Genomic DNA, 15370 nt, shown 5'->3' on the forward strand with positions numbered 1-15370 from the left:
CAACCTGCCGAAAGCGCACGATGTCCAGCAAAGTCTCCCCGCTCGCCCCCACCGATGTCCCCGCCATGCCTATGATCGCCGGCGTGCGCCTCGCGACTGCCGCGGCCGGCATCCGCTACAAGGGCCGCACCGACGTGCTGCTGGTCGAGATGGAGAAGGGCACCACCGTCGCCGGCGTGTTCACCACCTCGAAATGCGCCTCCGCGCCGGTTGAATGGTGCCGCGATAAGCTGAAGGGCGGCGGCGCCCGGGCGCTGGTGGTCAATTCCGGCAATGCCAACGCCTTCACCGGCAAGACCGGCAAAAAGGCGACCGCGCTGACCGCGCAGCTCGCCGCCAAGGCGGTCGGCTGCAAGCCGGCCGAAGTGTTCCTGGCCTCGACCGGGGTGATCGGCGAACCGCTCGACGCCACCAAGTTCGATGGCGTGCTCGACGCTCTGGCGCTCGACGCGGGGCCCGACGGCTGGATGGACGCCGCCAAGGCGATCATGACCACCGACACTTTCCCGAAGGTCGCGACCGCCACCGTCAAGCTCGGCAAGGCCAAGGTGACGATCAACGGCATGGCCAAGGGCGCCGGCATGATCGCGCCCGACATGGCGACGATGCTGTCGTTCATCTTCACCGATGCGCCGCTGTCGGCGTCCTGCCTGCAGGCGCTGCTCAAGGCCGGCGTCACCGATACCTTCAACGCCGTGACGATCGACGGCGATACCTCGACCTCCGACACGCTGCTGGCTTTCGCGACCGGTGCGGCCGCCGAAAACGGCGCGCCGAAGATTTCGCGCGCCTCGGACCCGCGGCTGAAGGCGTTCGTCAAGGCGTTCAACGCCGTACTGGCCGACCTCGCCGAGCAGGTGGCGCGCGACGGCGAAGGCGCCCGCAAACTGGTCGAGATCATCGTCGAGGGCGCCAAGACCAAGGTCTCGGCCCGCAAGATCGCGCTGTCGATCGCCAATTCACCGCTGGTGAAGACCGCGATCGCCGGCGAAGACGCCAATTGGGGCCGGGTGGTGATGGCGGTCGGCAAGGCCGGCGAGCCGGCCGATCGCGATAAGCTGTCGATCTCGTTCAACGGCATCCGCGTCGCCAAGGCCGGCGCGCGCGATCCGTCCTACAACGAGAAGGAAGTCTCGGCGCAGATGAAGAAGCCGGTCATTCAGATCAAGGTCGCCCTCGGCCTCGGCAAAGGCCGCGCCCGCGTGCTGACCTGCGACCTCACCAAGGAATACGTCGCGATCAACGGCGACTATCGGTCGTGAGTTTGGTTATGAGCAGCACGGCCCTATTTCTTTGTAGGTCGTCATCGCCCGCGCAGGCGGGCGATCCAGTACGCCGTGCCGCTCGTGGTTTTTCACAAGCGCTCTGGGATACTGGGTGCCCCGCCTTCGCGGGGCACGACGTTGTTAGTCGGAAAGCCGCCGTGCGTCTCATCGGGAGCGTGGTATGAACCTCCTCCTCGTCGTCGCCGTTGCGCTGATCGATGCCGATAATCGCGTGCTGATCGCGCAGCGGCCGAAGCATAAGCAGCTCGGCGGCCTGTGGGAGTTTCCCGGCGGCAAGCTCGATCCCGGCGAGCGGCCGGAGGCGGCGCTGATCCGCGAGCTCGACGAGGAGCTCGGCATCACCGTGAAGGAAGCCTGCCTGGCGCCGCTGACCTTCGCCAGTCACGCCTATGAGGACTTTCACCTGCTGATGCCGCTGTATGTCTGCCGGCGCTGGGAAGGCCTGGCGATGCCCCGCGAGGGCCAGGAACTCGCCTGGGTTCGTGCCAATAAACTCCGCGACTACCCGATGCCGCCGGCGGACCTGCCGCTGATCCCGCCGCTGATCGAATTGCTGATGTAAGGCGCCGGCTCTCGTCATTGCGAGCGAAGCGAAGCAATCCAGCTCAGTGCACCGAGCTGGATTGCTTCGTCGCGGCGCTCCTCGCAATGACGGTGGAACTACATCGGCTGACTGCCCTTCACCGCCTCTTCCAAACTCGCCTTCGCCGAGCCCGGCTTCAGCGGCTGCTGCTGGCTTTCGTGGGGGACCAGCCGGAGAGCCAGACGATCTCGAATGTGGCGCGGATGCGGCCGTCGGGGTCGCTGAAGCGGTTGGCGTAGATCTGGGCCATCCGTCCCAGCGTGGCGCGGCGCAGCGGCGTCCGGCGGCGCTCGATCAGCACGTTGGTGGCACCCATCCGCCGCAGATCCTGCATCAACGCGAACGCGTGGTCGTAGCGCACCACGACGCGGTCGACGTCGGTCACCGGCAGCGCGAAGCCGGCGCGTTGTAAGAGTGCGCCGAGATCGCGCAGGTCGGCGGCCGGCGCGACGCGCGGCGACACCCCGCCTTCGATCTCGGCCTCGGCGGCCGCGAAGGCCTGGCGCAGTTCGGTCAGCGTATCGCCGCCGGTCAGCGCCGCGAGCAGCAGGCCGTCCGGCTTGAGCGCGCGGCGGAGCTGCGCCAGCACCCCGGGCAGGTCGTTGGCGAATTGCAGCGCCAGCGCCGAGACCACCAGGTCGAGCGATCCCGGCGCGAACGGCAGGGCTTCGGTGCCGGACGGGTCGACTGCCAGATGCGCGAGCTTGGGAAATCGCTGCAGCTTCAGCCCGCCGGGCGTCCAGAGATCGGCGACGTTGGTGAAGTCGCGCAGCACGGCGTGCAGCCGCTCGTCGATCTCGTCGGCGACGCGGTCGAGCAGGAAGGGCACCGGGCCGAGCGTGGCGGCACGCTGCAGCCGCGCCGCGAGCAGCCGGCGATCGAACAGGATCGGCGTGGAATCAGACATCGCAGGTCAAATCGTTCGCGCCACGATCAGTTCAGCTTGGAGGCCGCGGCCGGGCTCTGCTGCGAGGCTTCGAACATCTTCAGCACCGCATCCAGCGCGTTGCGCAAATGCTGCGCGCCGGCCTGGCTGCAGCGCAGCCGAGCGGTGGTGACGAATTTCACCTCGACCGTCCCGTCGGCGAGCGGGTTCAGGGTGCGTGCCGCGAGCTCGACCTCGACGCCATTGGCGATCACCCCGTGCGCCGGAGCGATGTCGAAATACACGTGCGGCGCGGTCGGAATATCCAGATAGGTGACGTCGGCAGGCTTGTCGGTGGGCTCGGACACGGCGATCTCCCGGAGAAGGACTGGCGGTGTTGTGCGCTTTTTTCCGGCCCGGCACTACAAGGTTCTGTCGCTTGACGGTTGCGTGAGTGGCGTTAGCCTCGCGTCATGCGTGTGGGCGCGATCAACCGGGCTGGCGTGCGGGGGCTGGGCGGCTTCTCTGCCGCTGCCAGCAGTTTGCGCCGGATCTGGACCCGCGCGGCTCAGGCGGCGCTGGATCTGGCGCTGCCGACGCTGTGCGTCGCTTGCCGCGAGCCGGTCGCAGGCGAGGGCGTCTGTGCGCAGTGCTGGTCGCAGCTATCCTTCATCGCCCCGCCTTACTGCGAAAAGCTCGGCATCCCGTTCGTCTATGATCCCGGCCCCGGCATGCTGTCGATGCAGGCGATCGCCGCTCCGCCGGCCTATAGCCGTGCCCGGGCCGCCGTGCGCTACGACGAGGTCGCCAAGGCACTGGTGCACGGCCTGAAGTTCCATGACCGCACCGATCTGGCGCCGACTATGGGACGATGGATGGCGCGCGCCGGGCAGCCTCTGCTGGCCGATGCCGATCTGCTGGTGCCGGTGCCGCTGCATTGGCGCCGCGGCTTCTCGCGCCGCTACAATCAGTCCGGCGCGCTGGCGCAGGTGATCGGCCGGCAGGCCAAGCTGCCGGTCGCGGTTGAGGCGCTGCAGCGGGTCCGGCCGACCGCGCACCAGATCGGGCTGTCGCGCAGCGAGCGCGCCGCCAATGTGCAGGGCGCCTTCAAGGTTCCGAAACACCGTAAGGCCGAGATCCACGGGCGGCGGATCGTGCTGGTCGACGACGTGCTCACCTCCGGTGCCACCGTTGACGCCTGCGCCCGCGCGCTGCTCCGGGCGAGGGCGGCCTCGGTCGACGTGCTGGTCTTCGCGCGGGTTGTCGATACGCTGAAATCCCCCATATAATCCGCTCCTTGCGCCCATCCTCGGCAACCCAACGGAGCCTGAATGCCCGCAGCGATCGAGATCTTCACCCGCCCCGGCTGCGGCTATTGCAGCGCCGCCAAGTCGCTCCTCAACCGCAAGAAGGCGGCCTTCACCGAGTACGACGTCGCGGTCGATCCGGGCTATCGGGTGAAGATGGACGAGCGCGCCGGCCCCGGCGCCACCTATCCGCAGATCTTCATCGGCGACCTCCACGTCGGCGGTTGCGATGACCTCTATGCGCTCGACCGTGAGGGCAAGCTCGACGCGCTGCTCGCTGGCGAAAAGGCGGCGTCATGACCGAAGCGGTGCCGTTCAATGCCGCCCTGGTGCAGATGCGCAGCGGCCTCACCCCAGAGCCCAATCTGGAGCAGGGCATCCGGCTGATCCGCGAGGCGGTGAAGGCCGGTGCCGACTACGTGCTCACCCCCGAGGTGAGCAACATGATGCAGCTGAACCGCGAAGCGCTGTTCGCCCAGCTTGCCGAGCAGGACGACGATCTGTCGCTGAAGGCGTATCGCGAGCTGGCGCGTGAACTGAACATCCATCTGCACATCGGCTCGCTGGCGCTGCGCGCGTCGCCGGAGCGTGCGGTCAACCGCTCGTTCCTGATCGGTCCCGACGGAACGATCCTGGCGAGCTACGACAAGATCCATATGTTCGACATCGATCTCGGCAATGGCGAGAGCTACCGGGAGTCGGCGAACTACCAGCCCGGCGAGACCGCGGTGATCTCGGACCTGCCGTGGGGCCGGATCGGCCTGACGATCTGCTACGACGTGCGCTTCCCGGCGCTGTACCGCGCGCTGGCCGAATCCGGCGCATCGTTCCTGGCGGTGCCGGCGGCGTTCACCAAGCCGACCGGTGAGGCGCATTGGCACGTGCTGCTGCGCGCCCGCGCCATCGAGAACGGCTGCTTCGTCTTCGCCGCGGCGCAAGGCGGTTTGCACGAGAACAAGCGCGAGACGTTCGGCCACTCGCTGATCATCGATCCGTGGGGCAAGGTGCTGGCCGAAGGCGGCATCGAGCCCGGCTTCATCATGGCGCGGATTGATCCGGCCGAAGTGACCAAAGCGCGCGGCAAGATTCCGTCGCTGCAGCACGGCCGGCGTTTCACCGTGGCCGATGCGAACGCCGGCCCGGGACACCTGCATCTGGTCCGGCAGTCATGATCCGCTACAGCCTGCGCTGCGACAAAGGCCACGTGTTCGAGAGCTGGTTTCAGAGCTCGTCGGCCTATGAGACTCAGGTTCGGCGCAAGCTGGTGAGCTGCCCGCAATGCGATTCGGTCAAGGTCGAAAAGGCGATCATGGCGCCGCAGATCGTCGGCAAGAAAGGCCGTGGCCGCGCGCCCGGGCCGGCCGCCGCCGAACCCGCCGCGACCAACCTTCCGGCCGAGACGACGTCTGCAGATGCGCCGACGCCGCTGTTGATGGCGCAGGAGCGCGAGCTGCGCGCCAAGCTGAAGGAGTTGCGCGACCACATCGTCAAGACTGCCGACAATGTCGGCGAGCGCTTCCCCGAGCAGGCACGCGCGATGCATTACGGCGATATCGAACACCGCCCGATTTACGGCGAAGCCTCCCCGGCCGAGGCCAAAGCGCTGATCGACGAAGGCATCGAGGTGGCGCCGCTGCCGGTGCTGCCGGACGACCGGAACTAACCGCAATGAGGTGCGCCTCTCGCCAGGAAGGCGCGCGACTTAACCTCTCCCCGCGTGCGCGTGCGGGGAGAGGTCGGTTCGCATCGATAGATGCGGACCGGGTGAGGGGGCGTCTCCTCACAGTCGAGAGACAACTATGCGTGTCGCCCCTCACCCCAACCCTCTCCCCGCAACGGCGGGGCGAGGGAGTTCGCTGCCGATGGGGCATGCGCAACGAACGACTTTGCTCATGAATCCCGACACCCTGCTTTCCTGGCAATTCTGGGCGGTGCTGTCGGCGGTGTTTGCCGCCCTGACGGCGATCTTTGCCAAGGTCGGCGTGGCGGACGTCAACTCGGATCTCGCCACTTTCATCCGCACCGTGGTGGTGCTGGTGGCGCTCGGCGGGCTGCTGGCGGCGACCGGAAAGCTGGTCGCGGACGGGCCGATCAGCGCCAAGACCTGGACCTTCCTGATTCTATCAGGGCTATGCACCGGGGCGTCATGGCTGTGCTACTTCCGGGCGCTCAAGCTCGGCCCGGCCAGCCTGGTGGCGCCGATCGATAAGCTCAGCGTGGTGCTGGTGGTGCTGTTCGGCGTGCTGTTTCTCGGGGAGCGGCCGTCCGGCGCCGAATGGATTGGGATCGCGCTGATCGCCGCTGGCGCCGTAATCATCGCGCTGAAGTAATCACACCGCGACCAGCAGCGCGACGCCGAGCACGATCAGGATGATGCCGAGGATCTCGCGCAGCGCCACCGGCTGCTTGAACGAGTAGTACGCCACGGCTTGCGCGAACAGCACCTCGATCAGCGCCAAGGTGCGGACATTGGCGGCGGCGGTGAGCGCAAATGCCAGGAACCAGAACTGCGAGGCCGCGGCGCCGACGAAGCCGGCCAGCATCGACGGCCGCCACAATCTCAAGATGTCGCGCAGCACCTGCGGCGTCCGCGCCAGCAGGTAGATGGTCAGCACCAGCGTCTGCACCCCGAGGCCGAACACCAGGGTGAAGGTCGCAGCCGTGACGAAGGTCACGTCAGGCACCACGATGATCGCGCCGCGAAACCCGACCGCCGAAAGCGCAAAGGCTGCAGCGGCGCTCAGCCCGAGCAACGTCGGCCGCAGGCTGACGAGGCCGCGGGCAGCACCCGGCCGCAGCGCCGTAACCACGACGCCGACCGTCGCGATCAGGATCGCCACCACCTTCCACAGGTTCAGGTGATCGCCGAGGAACACGAAGCCGAAGATCGCGGTCTGGATCGCTTCGGTCTTCAGATAGGCAGTGGTGACCACGAAGGAGCGTTCGTTCATCGCCGCCAGCATCATGCCGGTGGCTGCGATCTGCGACAGCGCGCCGAGCAGCAGCCATGGCCAGAAATCGAGGCCGGGCCACGGTATCGCGTCGCCGGTCGCCCAGATCACGCCGGCAAAGAACAGCAGCGAGAACGGGAAGCCGAACAGGAAGCGGATATTGGTGGCGCCCCAGGTGCCGAGCGGCCCGGTCAGCGAGCGCTGCATCGCGTTGCGCGCGACCTGGCCGAGCGCGGCGACGAGCGTGAAGGGGATCCAGAGCGAAGCGACGGTAAACATGGCGGTGGCGGCAGGAGGGACGCTGCAGCCTCGGCGATCCGGTCCGCAGCGGTCAACCGGACCCGGATCATGCCTGCATTGCGAGGACTTTCGCGCGCCGGAGGGGGAAGCGCGCGATCGTCCAGAACTACGGCGCCGCTTCGGCCACCATCATGTAGTTCACGTCCATGTCGGGCGACAGCTTCCAGCGGTCGGCGAGCGGATTGAACACCAGGCCGGACTGCTCGGTGACGGTGAGCTTCAGCCGGTTGAGGTGCTGCTCGAGTTCGGCGGGGGTGACGAACTTGTCCCACTGATGGGTGCCGCGCGGCAGCCAGCGCATCACATATTCGGCGCCGACGATGGCGAGCGCGAAGCTCTTCCAGTTCCGGTTGAGCGTCGCCACCACCATAATGCCGGTCGGCTTCATCAGCGCGGCGCAGCGCGACAGGAACGCGCCGACGTCGGTGACGTGCTCGATCACCTCCATCGCCAGCACGATGTCGAACCGCTCACGCGGGTCGATTTCCTCGACCATGACGTTGCGGTAGTCGATCGCCAGATGCGACTTGTCGGCGTGCAGCTTGGCGGCCGCAATGTTGGTGGCCGACGGGTCGATGCCGATCACCTGGGCGCCGAGCCGGGTGAACGGTTCGCACAGCAGGCCGGCGCCGCAGCCGATGTCCAGCATCCGCAAGCCCTCAAGGCAGCTCAGGCTCTTGGCATTGCGCTCGAATTTCCGGCAGGCCGCATCGCGGATGAAGCTGATCCGCAGCGGGTTGATCCGGTGCAGCGGCGCCATCCGCCCCGTGGGGTCCCACCACTCGGCCGACAATTTGGAGAATTTCGCGATCTCGGCCGGATCGACGGTCGAGGCCGGCTGGCCGGGGGACTCGGGTTGCAGTGCCATGGGGTGCGCGATGCTCCTCAATGTCCGTACCTGTCGCCCGGCACGCGGCCGGAGCGGGTTGCGCCTGTTCCGCGGCCGCAATGCCCTTGCTTGCCCGAAACCGCGACGCTGTGTATACGCGCCACGCGGCTCCCGCCTGGCGGATTCCGCGCCATCAATACTCGTTGTCTCCAAGGATTGCACTATTCGTCATGGGCCGGCTGGTGATGAAATTCGGCGGCACGTCCGTCGCCAATATCGAGCGCATCCAGAACGTCGCGCGCCATGTCAAACGCGAGGTCGACGCTGGCCATGAGGTCGCCGTGGTGGTGTCGGCGATGTCCGGCAAGACCAACGAGCTGGTGGCCTGGTGCACCGAAGCCTCGCCGTTGCACGACGCGCGTGAATACGACGCGGTGGTGGCGTCCGGCGAGCAGGTGACGTCGGGTCTTCTTGCGATTGCCCTGCAGTCGCTCGGCATTCAGGCGCGGTCCTGGCAGGGCTGGCAGATCCCGATCTTGACCAGCGACGCGCACGCTTCGGCGCGGATCGTCGGGATCAACGGCAGCGAAATCATCAAGCGCTTTTCCGAGCGCAAGGAAGTGGCGGTGATCGCCGGTTTCCAGGGCATCCATGCCGAAACCGGCCGGATCACCACGCTGGGCCGTGGCGGCTCCGACACCTCGGCGGTGGCGATCGCGGCGGCGCTGAAGGCGGACCGCTGCGATATCTACACCGACGTCGACGGCGTCTACACCACCGACCCGCGGGTGGTGCCGAAGGCGCGCCGGCTCGACAAGGTGTCGTTCGAAGAGATGCTGGAATTGGCCTCGCTCGGCGCCAAGGTGCTGCAGGTCCGCTCGGTCGAGCTCGGCATGGTCCACAACATGCCGATCTTCGTCCGCTCCAGTTTCGACAAGCCCGAAGATATCGATCCGCACGGCACGCCGCCGGGCACGCTGATCAGCAGCGAGGAGAATTCCATGGAGAACCACGTCGTCACCGGCATCGCCTTTTCCAAGGATGAGGCGCAGATCTCTGTGCGCCGGATCGAGGACAAGCCGGGCGTGGCGGCGTCGATCTTCGGTCCGCTGGCCGACGCCAATATCAACGTCGACATGATCGTCCAGAACGTCTCCGAGGACGGCAAGACCACCGATCTGACCTTCACGGTGCCGGCCGCCGACTTCGCCCGTGCCAAGCAGACCATCACCTCGGCGGAGGACAAGATTGGTTACGCCCGCTTCGACAGCGAGACCGACGTCGCCAAGGTGTCGGTGATCGGCTCGGGTATGCGCAGCCATGCCGGCGTCGCGGCCCAGGCGTTCGCTGCGCTCGCGGCCCGCAACATCAACATCCGCGCCATCACCACCTCCGAGATCAAGTTCTCGGTGCTGATCGACGCCGCTTACACCGAGCTGGCGGTGCGGACGCTGCATACGCTCTATGGTCTGGATCAAGTTTAGAACAATTTTTCGGTGATTTGAGAGAGCCGGCGGGCCCGATGTTGCGTCCGCTGGCAGGCGTTTTGCTTGGCAAATCAAGCGTCAATTCGCTATACGGCCTGAGCGGCGCGGCGCGCTGACAGGTCGGCTGGCAAAGCCGGTTTTGTTGCGTTGCGAAGGTTCGGCGGCGGTGTCCGCGACCGGACCAGCTGCGGGTTCGTGTTCGAGTTCGGACACGCGCTGTGGACACACGCGCGGGGCCGGGCGAACGCCGGACGAGGATTGTTTTTGGAGCTTTTCTGCTGGCGCGGCGTCGCGCGGGGAGGCAAGGCTCGCAGAGGAGATTGCGGCACATGCGGAGCACGTCGGGTGGCCCCCGCGTCTTGCTGAGACGGCTCCGCGAAACCATGGCGGAGCAAGTCTCCGCGCAGGAACGCCTCGACAAGATCGTGGTGCTGATCGCGGCCAACATGGTCGCCGAAGTGTGCTCGGTCTATGTGCTGCGGATCGACAACACCCTCGAGCTGTACGCCACCGAAGGTCTGAACCGCGAGGCGGTGCACCAGACCGTGCTGAACGCCCACGAAGGTCTGGTCGGTCTGGTCGCCTCCGAAGCGACCCCGCTGAACCTGTCGGATGCGCAGAGCCATCCGGCGTTCTCGTTCCGCCCGGAAACCGGCGAAGAAATTTACCACTCGTTCCTCGGCGTGCCGATCCTGCGCGCGGGCAACACCCTCGGCGTTCTGGTGGTGCAGAACCGCGCCAAGCGCACCTATGTCGAGGAAGAGGTCGAGGCGCTGCAGACCACCGCGATGGTGCTGGCCGAGATGATCGCCTCCGGCGAATTGTCGGCGCTGGCCCAGCCCGGTGCGGAGCCGGCGGCGCGGCACTCGATCCACAAGACCGGCGCGGTGCTGTCGGACGGCATCGCGCTCGGCCATGTGGTGCTGCACGAGCCGCGCGTCGTCATCACCAATTACATCGCCGAAGACCTGCCGAAGGAAATCAAGCGGCTCGACGCGGCGCTCGCCAAGTTGCGCTCCGACCTCGACCGGATGCTGGAGCGGGGTGATTTCGCCGAGGGCGGCGAGCATCGCGACGTGCTCGAAGCCTATCGGATGTTCGCCAACGACCATGGCTGGTCGCACAAGCTGCACGAGGCGGTGGCCACCGGCCTCACCGCCGAAGCAGCCGTCGAACGCGTGCAGTCGGACACCCGGGCGCGGATGCTGCGCTCGACCGATCCTTACTTGCGCGACCGGCTGCATGATCTGGAAGACCTCGGCCACCGCCTGATGCGCCAGCTCGTCGGGCAGGACCATGCGCCGTCGCGCGAGCAATTGCCCGACAACGCCATCCTGATCGCGCGGTCGATGGGCCCGGCGGCGCTGCTCGATTACGACCGCAAGCGGCTGCGCGGCCTGGTGCTCGAAGAGGGCACTGCCAATTCGCACGTCTCGATCGTGGCGCGTGCCCTCGGCATCGCGGCGATCGGCGAGGTGCCGAACGCGCCGGGCATCGCCGATCCGGGCGACGCGATCATCGTCGATGCGACCTCGGGCTCGATCTATGTCCGCCCGTCGGCCGAAATCGAAGCCGCCTATGCGGAGCGGGTGCGCTTCCGCGCCCGTCGGCAGGCGCAATACTCAGCGCTGCGCGATCTGCCCTGCGCCACCAAGGACGGCCAGCCGATCGACCTGATGATCAATGCGGGCCTGACCATCGACCTGCCGCACATCGAAGACACCGGCTCGTCGGGCATCGGCCTGTTCCGCACCGAGCTGCAGTTCATGGTCGGCCAGAGCTTGCCGCGCTCGTCGGATCAGCTCGCGCTGTATCGCGCCGTACTCGACGCCGCCGGCAGCAAGCCGGTGACCTTCCGCACCCTCGACATCGGCGGCGACAAAGCGCTGCCCTACATGGAGACGGTGGTCGAGGAAAATCCGGCGCTGGGCTGGCGCGCGATCCGGCTCGGGCTCGACCGTCCCGGCCTGCTGCGCAGCCAGATCCGGGCGATGCTGCGCGCCGCCGCCGGCCGTTACCTGCGGGTGATGTTCCCGATGATCTCGGAGGTGGCCGAGTTCGATGCCGCCAAGAGCATCATCGAGCGTGAACTGACTTATCTGCGCCAGCACGGCCACACTTTGCCGGAGCGCGTTGACGTTGGCACCATGCTGGAAGTGCCGGCGCTGTTGTATCAGCTCGACGAGCTGTTCAAGCGCGCCGACTTCGTCTCGGTCGGCTCCAACGACCTGTTCCAGTTCCTGTTCGCGGTCGATCGCGGCAACTCGAAAGTGTCGGAGCGGTTCGACACGCTGTCGGCGCCGATCCTGCGGGCGCTGCGCGACATCGTCCGCAAGGCCCGGGCGGCGAAGCGGTCGCTGTCGCTTTGCGGCGAGATGGCCTCGCAGCCGCTGGCGGCGCTGGCGCTGATCGCGATCGGCTACCGCTCGCTATCGGTGTCGGCACTGGCGCACGGCCCGGTGAAGGCGATGATCCTCGGCCTCGACCTCGCCAAGGCCGAGGCGATGATCGGACCGCTGCTCGACGCGCCGGCCGGCAGCGTCTCGATTCGCGACAAGCTGATCGAATTCGCCGAAGCGCATCAGCTCGCCTTGTAGCGACGCGGCTGCCTGCCGCCGCTTGTCGTTTTTCGCGTTCACCCGAGATCGTTCATGTCCACACTGCCCGAAGCCAAGCTCGACGTCCTCCTCGCGCATCATGCCTCGCTCGAAGCGCAGCTGATGGCCCAGGTCGGCGCCGAGGACTACGTCCGCATCACCCGCGAATTGTCGGAGCTCAATCCGCTGGTCGAGGCGGTGAAGAGTTATCGCCAGGTCCGCGACGAACTCGGTGAGATGGACGAGCTGCTCGAAGATCCGGCCACCGAGCCGGAGATGCGGGCGATGGCCGAGGCCGAGCGCGATGCGCTCGACGCTCACCGCGACGAACTGATCCAGCAGATCCGCATCGCGTTGTTGCCGAAGGACGCGATGGACGAGCGCAACGTGATGCTGGAAATCCGCGCCGGCACCGGCGGCGACGAGGCCTCGTTGTTCGCCGGCGATTTGTTCCGGATGTACGAGAAGTTTGCCGCGCTACAGGGCTGGAGCGTCGAAGTGATTTCGGCGAGCGAAGGCACGGTCGGCGGGTTCAAGGAAATCATCGCCGAAGTGAAAGGTCGCGGCGCGTTCGCCAAGCTGAAATTCGAATCCGGGGTGCACCGTGTCCAGCGTGTGCCCGACACCGAAACTCAAGGGCGCATCCACACCTCGGCCGCGACCGTCGCGGTGCTGCCTGAGGTCGAGGAGGTCGACGTCGATATCAAACAGGAAGACCTGCGGATCGAGACGATGCGGGCGCAGGGCGCCGGCGGCCAGCACGTTAACAAGACCGAGTCGGCGATCCGTATCACCCATCTGCCGACCGGCATCGTGGTGATGATGCAGGACAGCCGCTCGCAGCATAAGAACCGCGCTTCGGCAATGAACATCCTGCGCTCGCGGATCTACGATGCCGAGCGGCAGCGGGTCGATGCCGAACGCTCCGCCGAGCGCAAGGCCAAGGTCGGCTCCGGCGATCGCTCCGAACGCATCCGCACCTACAACTTCCCGCAAGGGCGCGTCACCGACCACCGCATCAATCTGACGCTGTACAAGCTGCCGCAAGTAATGGCGGGCGAAGGCTTGGGTGAACTGATCGATGCGCTGACCACCGAATACCAGGCGGCGCAGCTCGCCGAGCAGGGCAACGCGGCGTGAGCGACGCTCCGACGATCGCATTCGCGCGTCGTCGTCTCGCCAGGCAATTCCAGGATGCGGCGATCGAGTCGGCCGCACTCGACGCCCGGCTGCTGGTCGGCGAGGTCGCCGGGCTCGATCTCACCGGGCTGCTAGTTCAGGCCGAGCGTATCCTGACCGCTGAGGAGAACGAGCGGCTGCAGTCGCTTGCGGCGCGGCGGCTCGGCGGCGAGCCGGTGGCTCGCATCCTCGGCATGCGGGAGTTCTGGGGGCTGCCGTTCGAACTCTCTGCCGATACGCTGGTGCCGCGCCCCGATACTGAGACGATTGTGGAGGCCGCGCTCGCGATCCTGCAGGAGCGAGCCTTACCTGCGCCGCGGATACTCGACATCGGGACTGGGAGCGGCGCGATCCTGCTCGCGCTACTACACGAGCGGCCGGATGCCATCGGCGTTGCCACCGATATCAGCCTCGGCGCCCTCCGCACGGCACGACGGAATGCGCAGCGTCTTGGACTTGCTGATCGCGCCGGCTTCCTTGCCTGCGACTACGCCTCGGCGCTGCAAGGGCGGTTCGACCTGATCGTTTCCAACCCGCCCTATATTCCAGCTAACGAGATTGCGGGGCTTGATCGCGAGGTGCGGGAGCATGATCCGCGCCGCGCGCTCGACGGCGGAGCCGACGGGCTCGATGCCTACCGGAAAATTATCCCCGAATCGGTCCGCCTGTTGCAACCACGAGGCGCGTTGGTGGTTGAAATCGGACAAGGTCAGGAACGCGATGTAAGCGCCCTGATGCAGGCCTCGGGGTTAACCGTCTCTGACCCCTTCCAGCCTGATTTGTCAGGGATTTTCCGGGCGGTGACCGGGCGGCTGGCGGGCCCCTGATATCGGAACAAATTGCAAAAAACCGCTTGGAATATCGACCGAGAGCGACTACGTTCCGCTCCAGATATCGGTCAGAGTGGCTGGCCCCGCGGTGCGGTGTGGGGCATGTTCTTCTCTACGAGAGCCCCTGACCGAAAGGGTTCCATACGGCGGTTTCGATCAAGCGCGATAGGCTGGGGCAGCCGCGCAGCTTTCGACCGCGAAGCGAACGAAAGCCTAAACGATTCACGCTTGAAGAACTCACGCGCGAGAAGCTGAGCCTCGTTGCACAGGCTCGTTGATTTGGTCCGGCTGGCGCAGCACGACCGCCCGCCGGAGTTGGGGAACGCGTCTTTGTTGAACGCGACATACGGCACTAAGCGACCAGAGACTGAAGGGCTGTTCGGAGAGGCGTAGTGCGACCTGCGTCAGGCGCAGCCATGCCTTGCAAAAAGAGGTTCGGTAAGAAGGTAGGACATGAGAAACGGGCAGAACAATAAGCGGCTGCGTAACCGGAATAACGGCGGCAATAATAACAATCGGCGCGGCCAAAACCCGATGACCCGGGTATTTGAATCGAACGGCCCCGATATCAAGATCCGTGGTACCGCTTCACACATCGCCGAGAAATACGTTCAGCTCGCCCGCGATGCCCGCTCTTCGGGTGACCCGGTGGCGGCCGAGAACTATTACCAGCACGCCGAGCACTACTTTCGTCTGATCGCGGCTGCCCAGGAGCAATTCCGGCAGAATCAGCCGCAGCCGCGAATCGACAACGACACGCTGGACAACGACGACGACAGCGAGGGCAATTTCTCCAATTTCGGCGCCGAGCCGGGCCTCGTCCCTGTACAGCAGCCCCAGCCGTACCAGCAGCGCGAGCAGCCGCAGCCTTATCAGCCGCGTGAACAGCCGCAGCCGCGCGAGCATCGTCCGCAGCCGCAGTTCGTGCCGCGCGAGCAGCCGCAGCCGGCGGCCGAGGGCGTCGATCGCCTGCCGTCTTTCATCACCGGTCCGCAGCCGCAGCTCGGCCCCAACGCTTTCGAGAGCAACGGGGGCGGTGAGCGCTTCCCGCCGCGTCGTCGGCGCCGTCCGCGTGGCGAGCCAGCCGCCGCACAGGCCGTCGCCCCGGCTCCGTCGGGTGAGGATGCCGGCGCCGGCGATTAATCGCTGCGTTTGA

General features: G+C 66.5%; 15 protein-coding genes and 1 pseudogene. 12 read left to right on the top strand and 4 right to left on the bottom strand.

Annotation, left to right across the window (positions count from 1 at the left end):
- Window positions 1-20: 20 nt before the first annotated feature.
- Both argJ and LRC39_RS03045 read left to right on the top strand, forming a co-directional pair.
- On the top strand, window positions 21-1262 hold the full coding sequence (gene argJ / locus LRC39_RS03040) for a bifunctional glutamate N-acetyltransferase/amino-acid acetyltransferase ArgJ (protein WP_346296288.1): 1242 nt from the start codon (window positions 21-23) through the stop codon (window positions 1260-1262).
- Window positions 1263-1446: 184 nt separating this feature from the next.
- On the top strand, window positions 1447-1848 hold the full coding sequence (locus LRC39_RS03045; protein WP_011156162.1) for a (deoxy)nucleoside triphosphate pyrophosphohydrolase: 402 nt from the start codon (window positions 1447-1449) through the stop codon (window positions 1846-1848).
- Window positions 1849-1946: 98 nt separating this feature from the next.
- Here the strand turns inward: LRC39_RS03045 and LRC39_RS03050 are convergent.
- Together LRC39_RS03050 and LRC39_RS03055 are read right to left on the bottom strand one after the other, a co-directional pair.
- Window positions 1947-2776, bottom strand: a pseudogene (locus LRC39_RS03050) (methyltransferase domain-containing protein).
- A gap of 26 nt (window positions 2777-2802) precedes the next feature.
- On the bottom strand, window positions 2803-3102 hold the full coding sequence (locus tag LRC39_RS03055) for a hypothetical protein (protein ID WP_107342796.1): 300 nt from the start codon (window positions 3100-3102) through the stop codon (window positions 2803-2805).
- Between the two features lie 105 nt (window positions 3103-3207).
- Between LRC39_RS03055 and LRC39_RS03060 the strand changes: the two genes are divergently transcribed.
- The 5 genes from LRC39_RS03060 to LRC39_RS03080 all read left to right on the top strand — a co-directional run bounded on the left by LRC39_RS03060 (window position 3208) and on the right by LRC39_RS03080 (window position 6371).
- A complete protein-coding gene (locus tag LRC39_RS03060; RefSeq protein ID WP_346296289.1) occupies window positions 3208-4023 on the top strand; it encodes a ComF family protein in 816 nt (271 codons plus the stop codon).
- A gap of 42 nt (window positions 4024-4065) precedes the next feature.
- Window positions 4066-4341 (top strand): glutaredoxin 3, encoded by a 276-nt coding sequence (gene grxC / locus LRC39_RS03065; protein ID WP_263990447.1) that lies wholly within the window; start codon window positions 4066-4068, stop codon window positions 4339-4341.
- Window positions 4338-5213 carry a carbon-nitrogen hydrolase family protein gene (locus LRC39_RS03070; protein WP_346296290.1) on the top strand — a complete coding sequence of 292 codons (876 nt, stop codon included), beginning with the start codon at window positions 4338-4340 and terminating at the stop codon, window positions 5211-5213. The genes grxC and LRC39_RS03070 overlap by 4 nt, the downstream gene beginning before the upstream one ends.
- Entirely contained in the window at window positions 5210-5704 is a 495-nt protein-coding gene (locus LRC39_RS03075; protein ID WP_346296291.1) for a DUF1178 family protein, read from the top strand. Before LRC39_RS03070 ends, LRC39_RS03075 begins: the two co-directional genes overlap by 4 nt.
- A gap of 229 nt (window positions 5705-5933) precedes the next feature.
- Window positions 5934-6371 (top strand): EamA family transporter, encoded by a 438-nt coding sequence (locus LRC39_RS03080; protein ID WP_346296292.1) that lies wholly within the window; start codon window positions 5934-5936, stop codon window positions 6369-6371.
- Here LRC39_RS03080 and LRC39_RS03085 read toward each other — a convergent pair whose 3' ends face one another.
- Window positions 6372-7271 (bottom strand): EamA family transporter, encoded by a 900-nt coding sequence (locus LRC39_RS03085; protein WP_107354102.1) that lies wholly within the window; start codon window positions 7269-7271, stop codon window positions 6372-6374. It abuts the gene before it with no gap.
- A 127-nt stretch (window positions 7272-7398) separates the two neighbouring features.
- Window positions 7399-8160: a bifunctional 2-polyprenyl-6-hydroxyphenol methylase/3-demethylubiquinol 3-O-methyltransferase UbiG gene (ubiG, locus tag LRC39_RS03090; protein WP_104511875.1), complete on the bottom strand. Its 762-nt coding sequence runs from the start codon at window positions 8158-8160 to the stop codon at window positions 7399-7401.
- 191 nt (window positions 8161-8351) lie between these two features.
- On the opposite strand from ubiG, the gene LRC39_RS03095 reads away from it, so the two are divergent.
- The 5 genes from LRC39_RS03095 (at window position 8352) to LRC39_RS03115 (ending at window position 15357) form a co-directional block, all read left to right on the top strand.
- The gene (locus LRC39_RS03095; protein ID WP_346296293.1) at window positions 8352-9605 is read left to right on the top strand and encodes an aspartate kinase; all 1254 of its coding nucleotides are present in this window, start codon (window positions 8352-8354) and stop codon (window positions 9603-9605) included.
- A 332-nt stretch (window positions 9606-9937) separates the two neighbouring features.
- Window positions 9938-12205 (top strand): phosphoenolpyruvate--protein phosphotransferase, encoded by a 2268-nt coding sequence (gene ptsP / locus LRC39_RS03100; protein WP_107354104.1) that lies wholly within the window; start codon window positions 9938-9940, stop codon window positions 12203-12205.
- 54 nt (window positions 12206-12259) lie between these two features.
- A complete protein-coding gene (prfA, locus tag LRC39_RS03105) occupies window positions 12260-13345 on the top strand; it encodes a peptide chain release factor 1 (RefSeq protein ID WP_346296294.1) in 1086 nt (361 codons plus the stop codon).
- Window positions 13342-14211, top strand: a complete 870-nt coding sequence (gene prmC / locus LRC39_RS03110) for a peptide chain release factor N(5)-glutamine methyltransferase (protein ID WP_346296295.1) — start codon at window positions 13342-13344, stop codon at window positions 14209-14211. The genes prfA and prmC overlap by 4 nt, the downstream gene beginning before the upstream one ends.
- 456 nt (window positions 14212-14667) lie before the next feature.
- Window positions 14668-15357 (top strand): DUF4167 domain-containing protein, encoded by a 690-nt coding sequence (locus tag LRC39_RS03115; protein WP_346296296.1) that lies wholly within the window; start codon window positions 14668-14670, stop codon window positions 15355-15357.
- Window positions 15358-15370 lie beyond the last annotated feature (13 nt).

The sequence above is a fragment of the Rhodopseudomonas sp. P1 genome, from assembly GCF_039642825.1.
Classification (GTDB): Bacteria; Pseudomonadota; Alphaproteobacteria; order Rhizobiales; family Xanthobacteraceae; genus Rhodopseudomonas; species Rhodopseudomonas palustris_H.

Excerpts from the sequence above, each read along its gene's own strand:
- ptsP (WP_107354104.1), top strand. The coding sequence starts at position 9,938 with ATGCGGAGCACGTCGGGTGGCCCCCGCGTCTTGCTGAGACGGCTCCGC.
- LRC39_RS03075 (WP_346296291.1), top strand. The coding sequence starts at position 5,210 with ATGATCCGCTACAGCCTGCGCTGCGACAAAGGCCACGTGTTCGAGAGC.
- LRC39_RS03060 (WP_346296289.1), top strand. The coding sequence starts at position 3,208 with ATGCGTGTGGGCGCGATCAACCGGGCTGGCGTGCGGGGGCTGGGCGGC.
- prfA (WP_346296294.1), top strand. The coding sequence starts at position 12,260 with ATGTCCACACTGCCCGAAGCCAAGCTCGACGTCCTCCTCGCGCATCAT.
- LRC39_RS03070 (WP_346296290.1), top strand. The coding sequence starts at position 4,338 with ATGACCGAAGCGGTGCCGTTCAATGCCGCCCTGGTGCAGATGCGCAGC.
- LRC39_RS03085 (WP_107354102.1), bottom strand. The coding sequence starts at position 7,271 with ATGTTTACCGTCGCTTCGCTCTGGATCCCCTTCACGCTCGTCGCCGCG.
- LRC39_RS03045 (WP_011156162.1), top strand. The coding sequence starts at position 1,447 with ATGAACCTCCTCCTCGTCGTCGCCGTTGCGCTGATCGATGCCGATAAT.
- LRC39_RS03115 (WP_346296296.1), top strand. The coding sequence starts at position 14,668 with ATGAGAAACGGGCAGAACAATAAGCGGCTGCGTAACCGGAATAACGGC.
- LRC39_RS03080 (WP_346296292.1), top strand. The coding sequence starts at position 5,934 with ATGAATCCCGACACCCTGCTTTCCTGGCAATTCTGGGCGGTGCTGTCG.
- LRC39_RS03095 (WP_346296293.1), top strand. The coding sequence starts at position 8,352 with ATGGGCCGGCTGGTGATGAAATTCGGCGGCACGTCCGTCGCCAATATC.
- ubiG (WP_104511875.1), bottom strand. The coding sequence starts at position 8,160 with ATGGCACTGCAACCCGAGTCCCCCGGCCAGCCGGCCTCGACCGTCGAT.
- argJ (WP_346296288.1), top strand. The coding sequence starts at position 21 with ATGTCCAGCAAAGTCTCCCCGCTCGCCCCCACCGATGTCCCCGCCATG.
- grxC (WP_263990447.1), top strand. The coding sequence starts at position 4,066 with ATGCCCGCAGCGATCGAGATCTTCACCCGCCCCGGCTGCGGCTATTGC.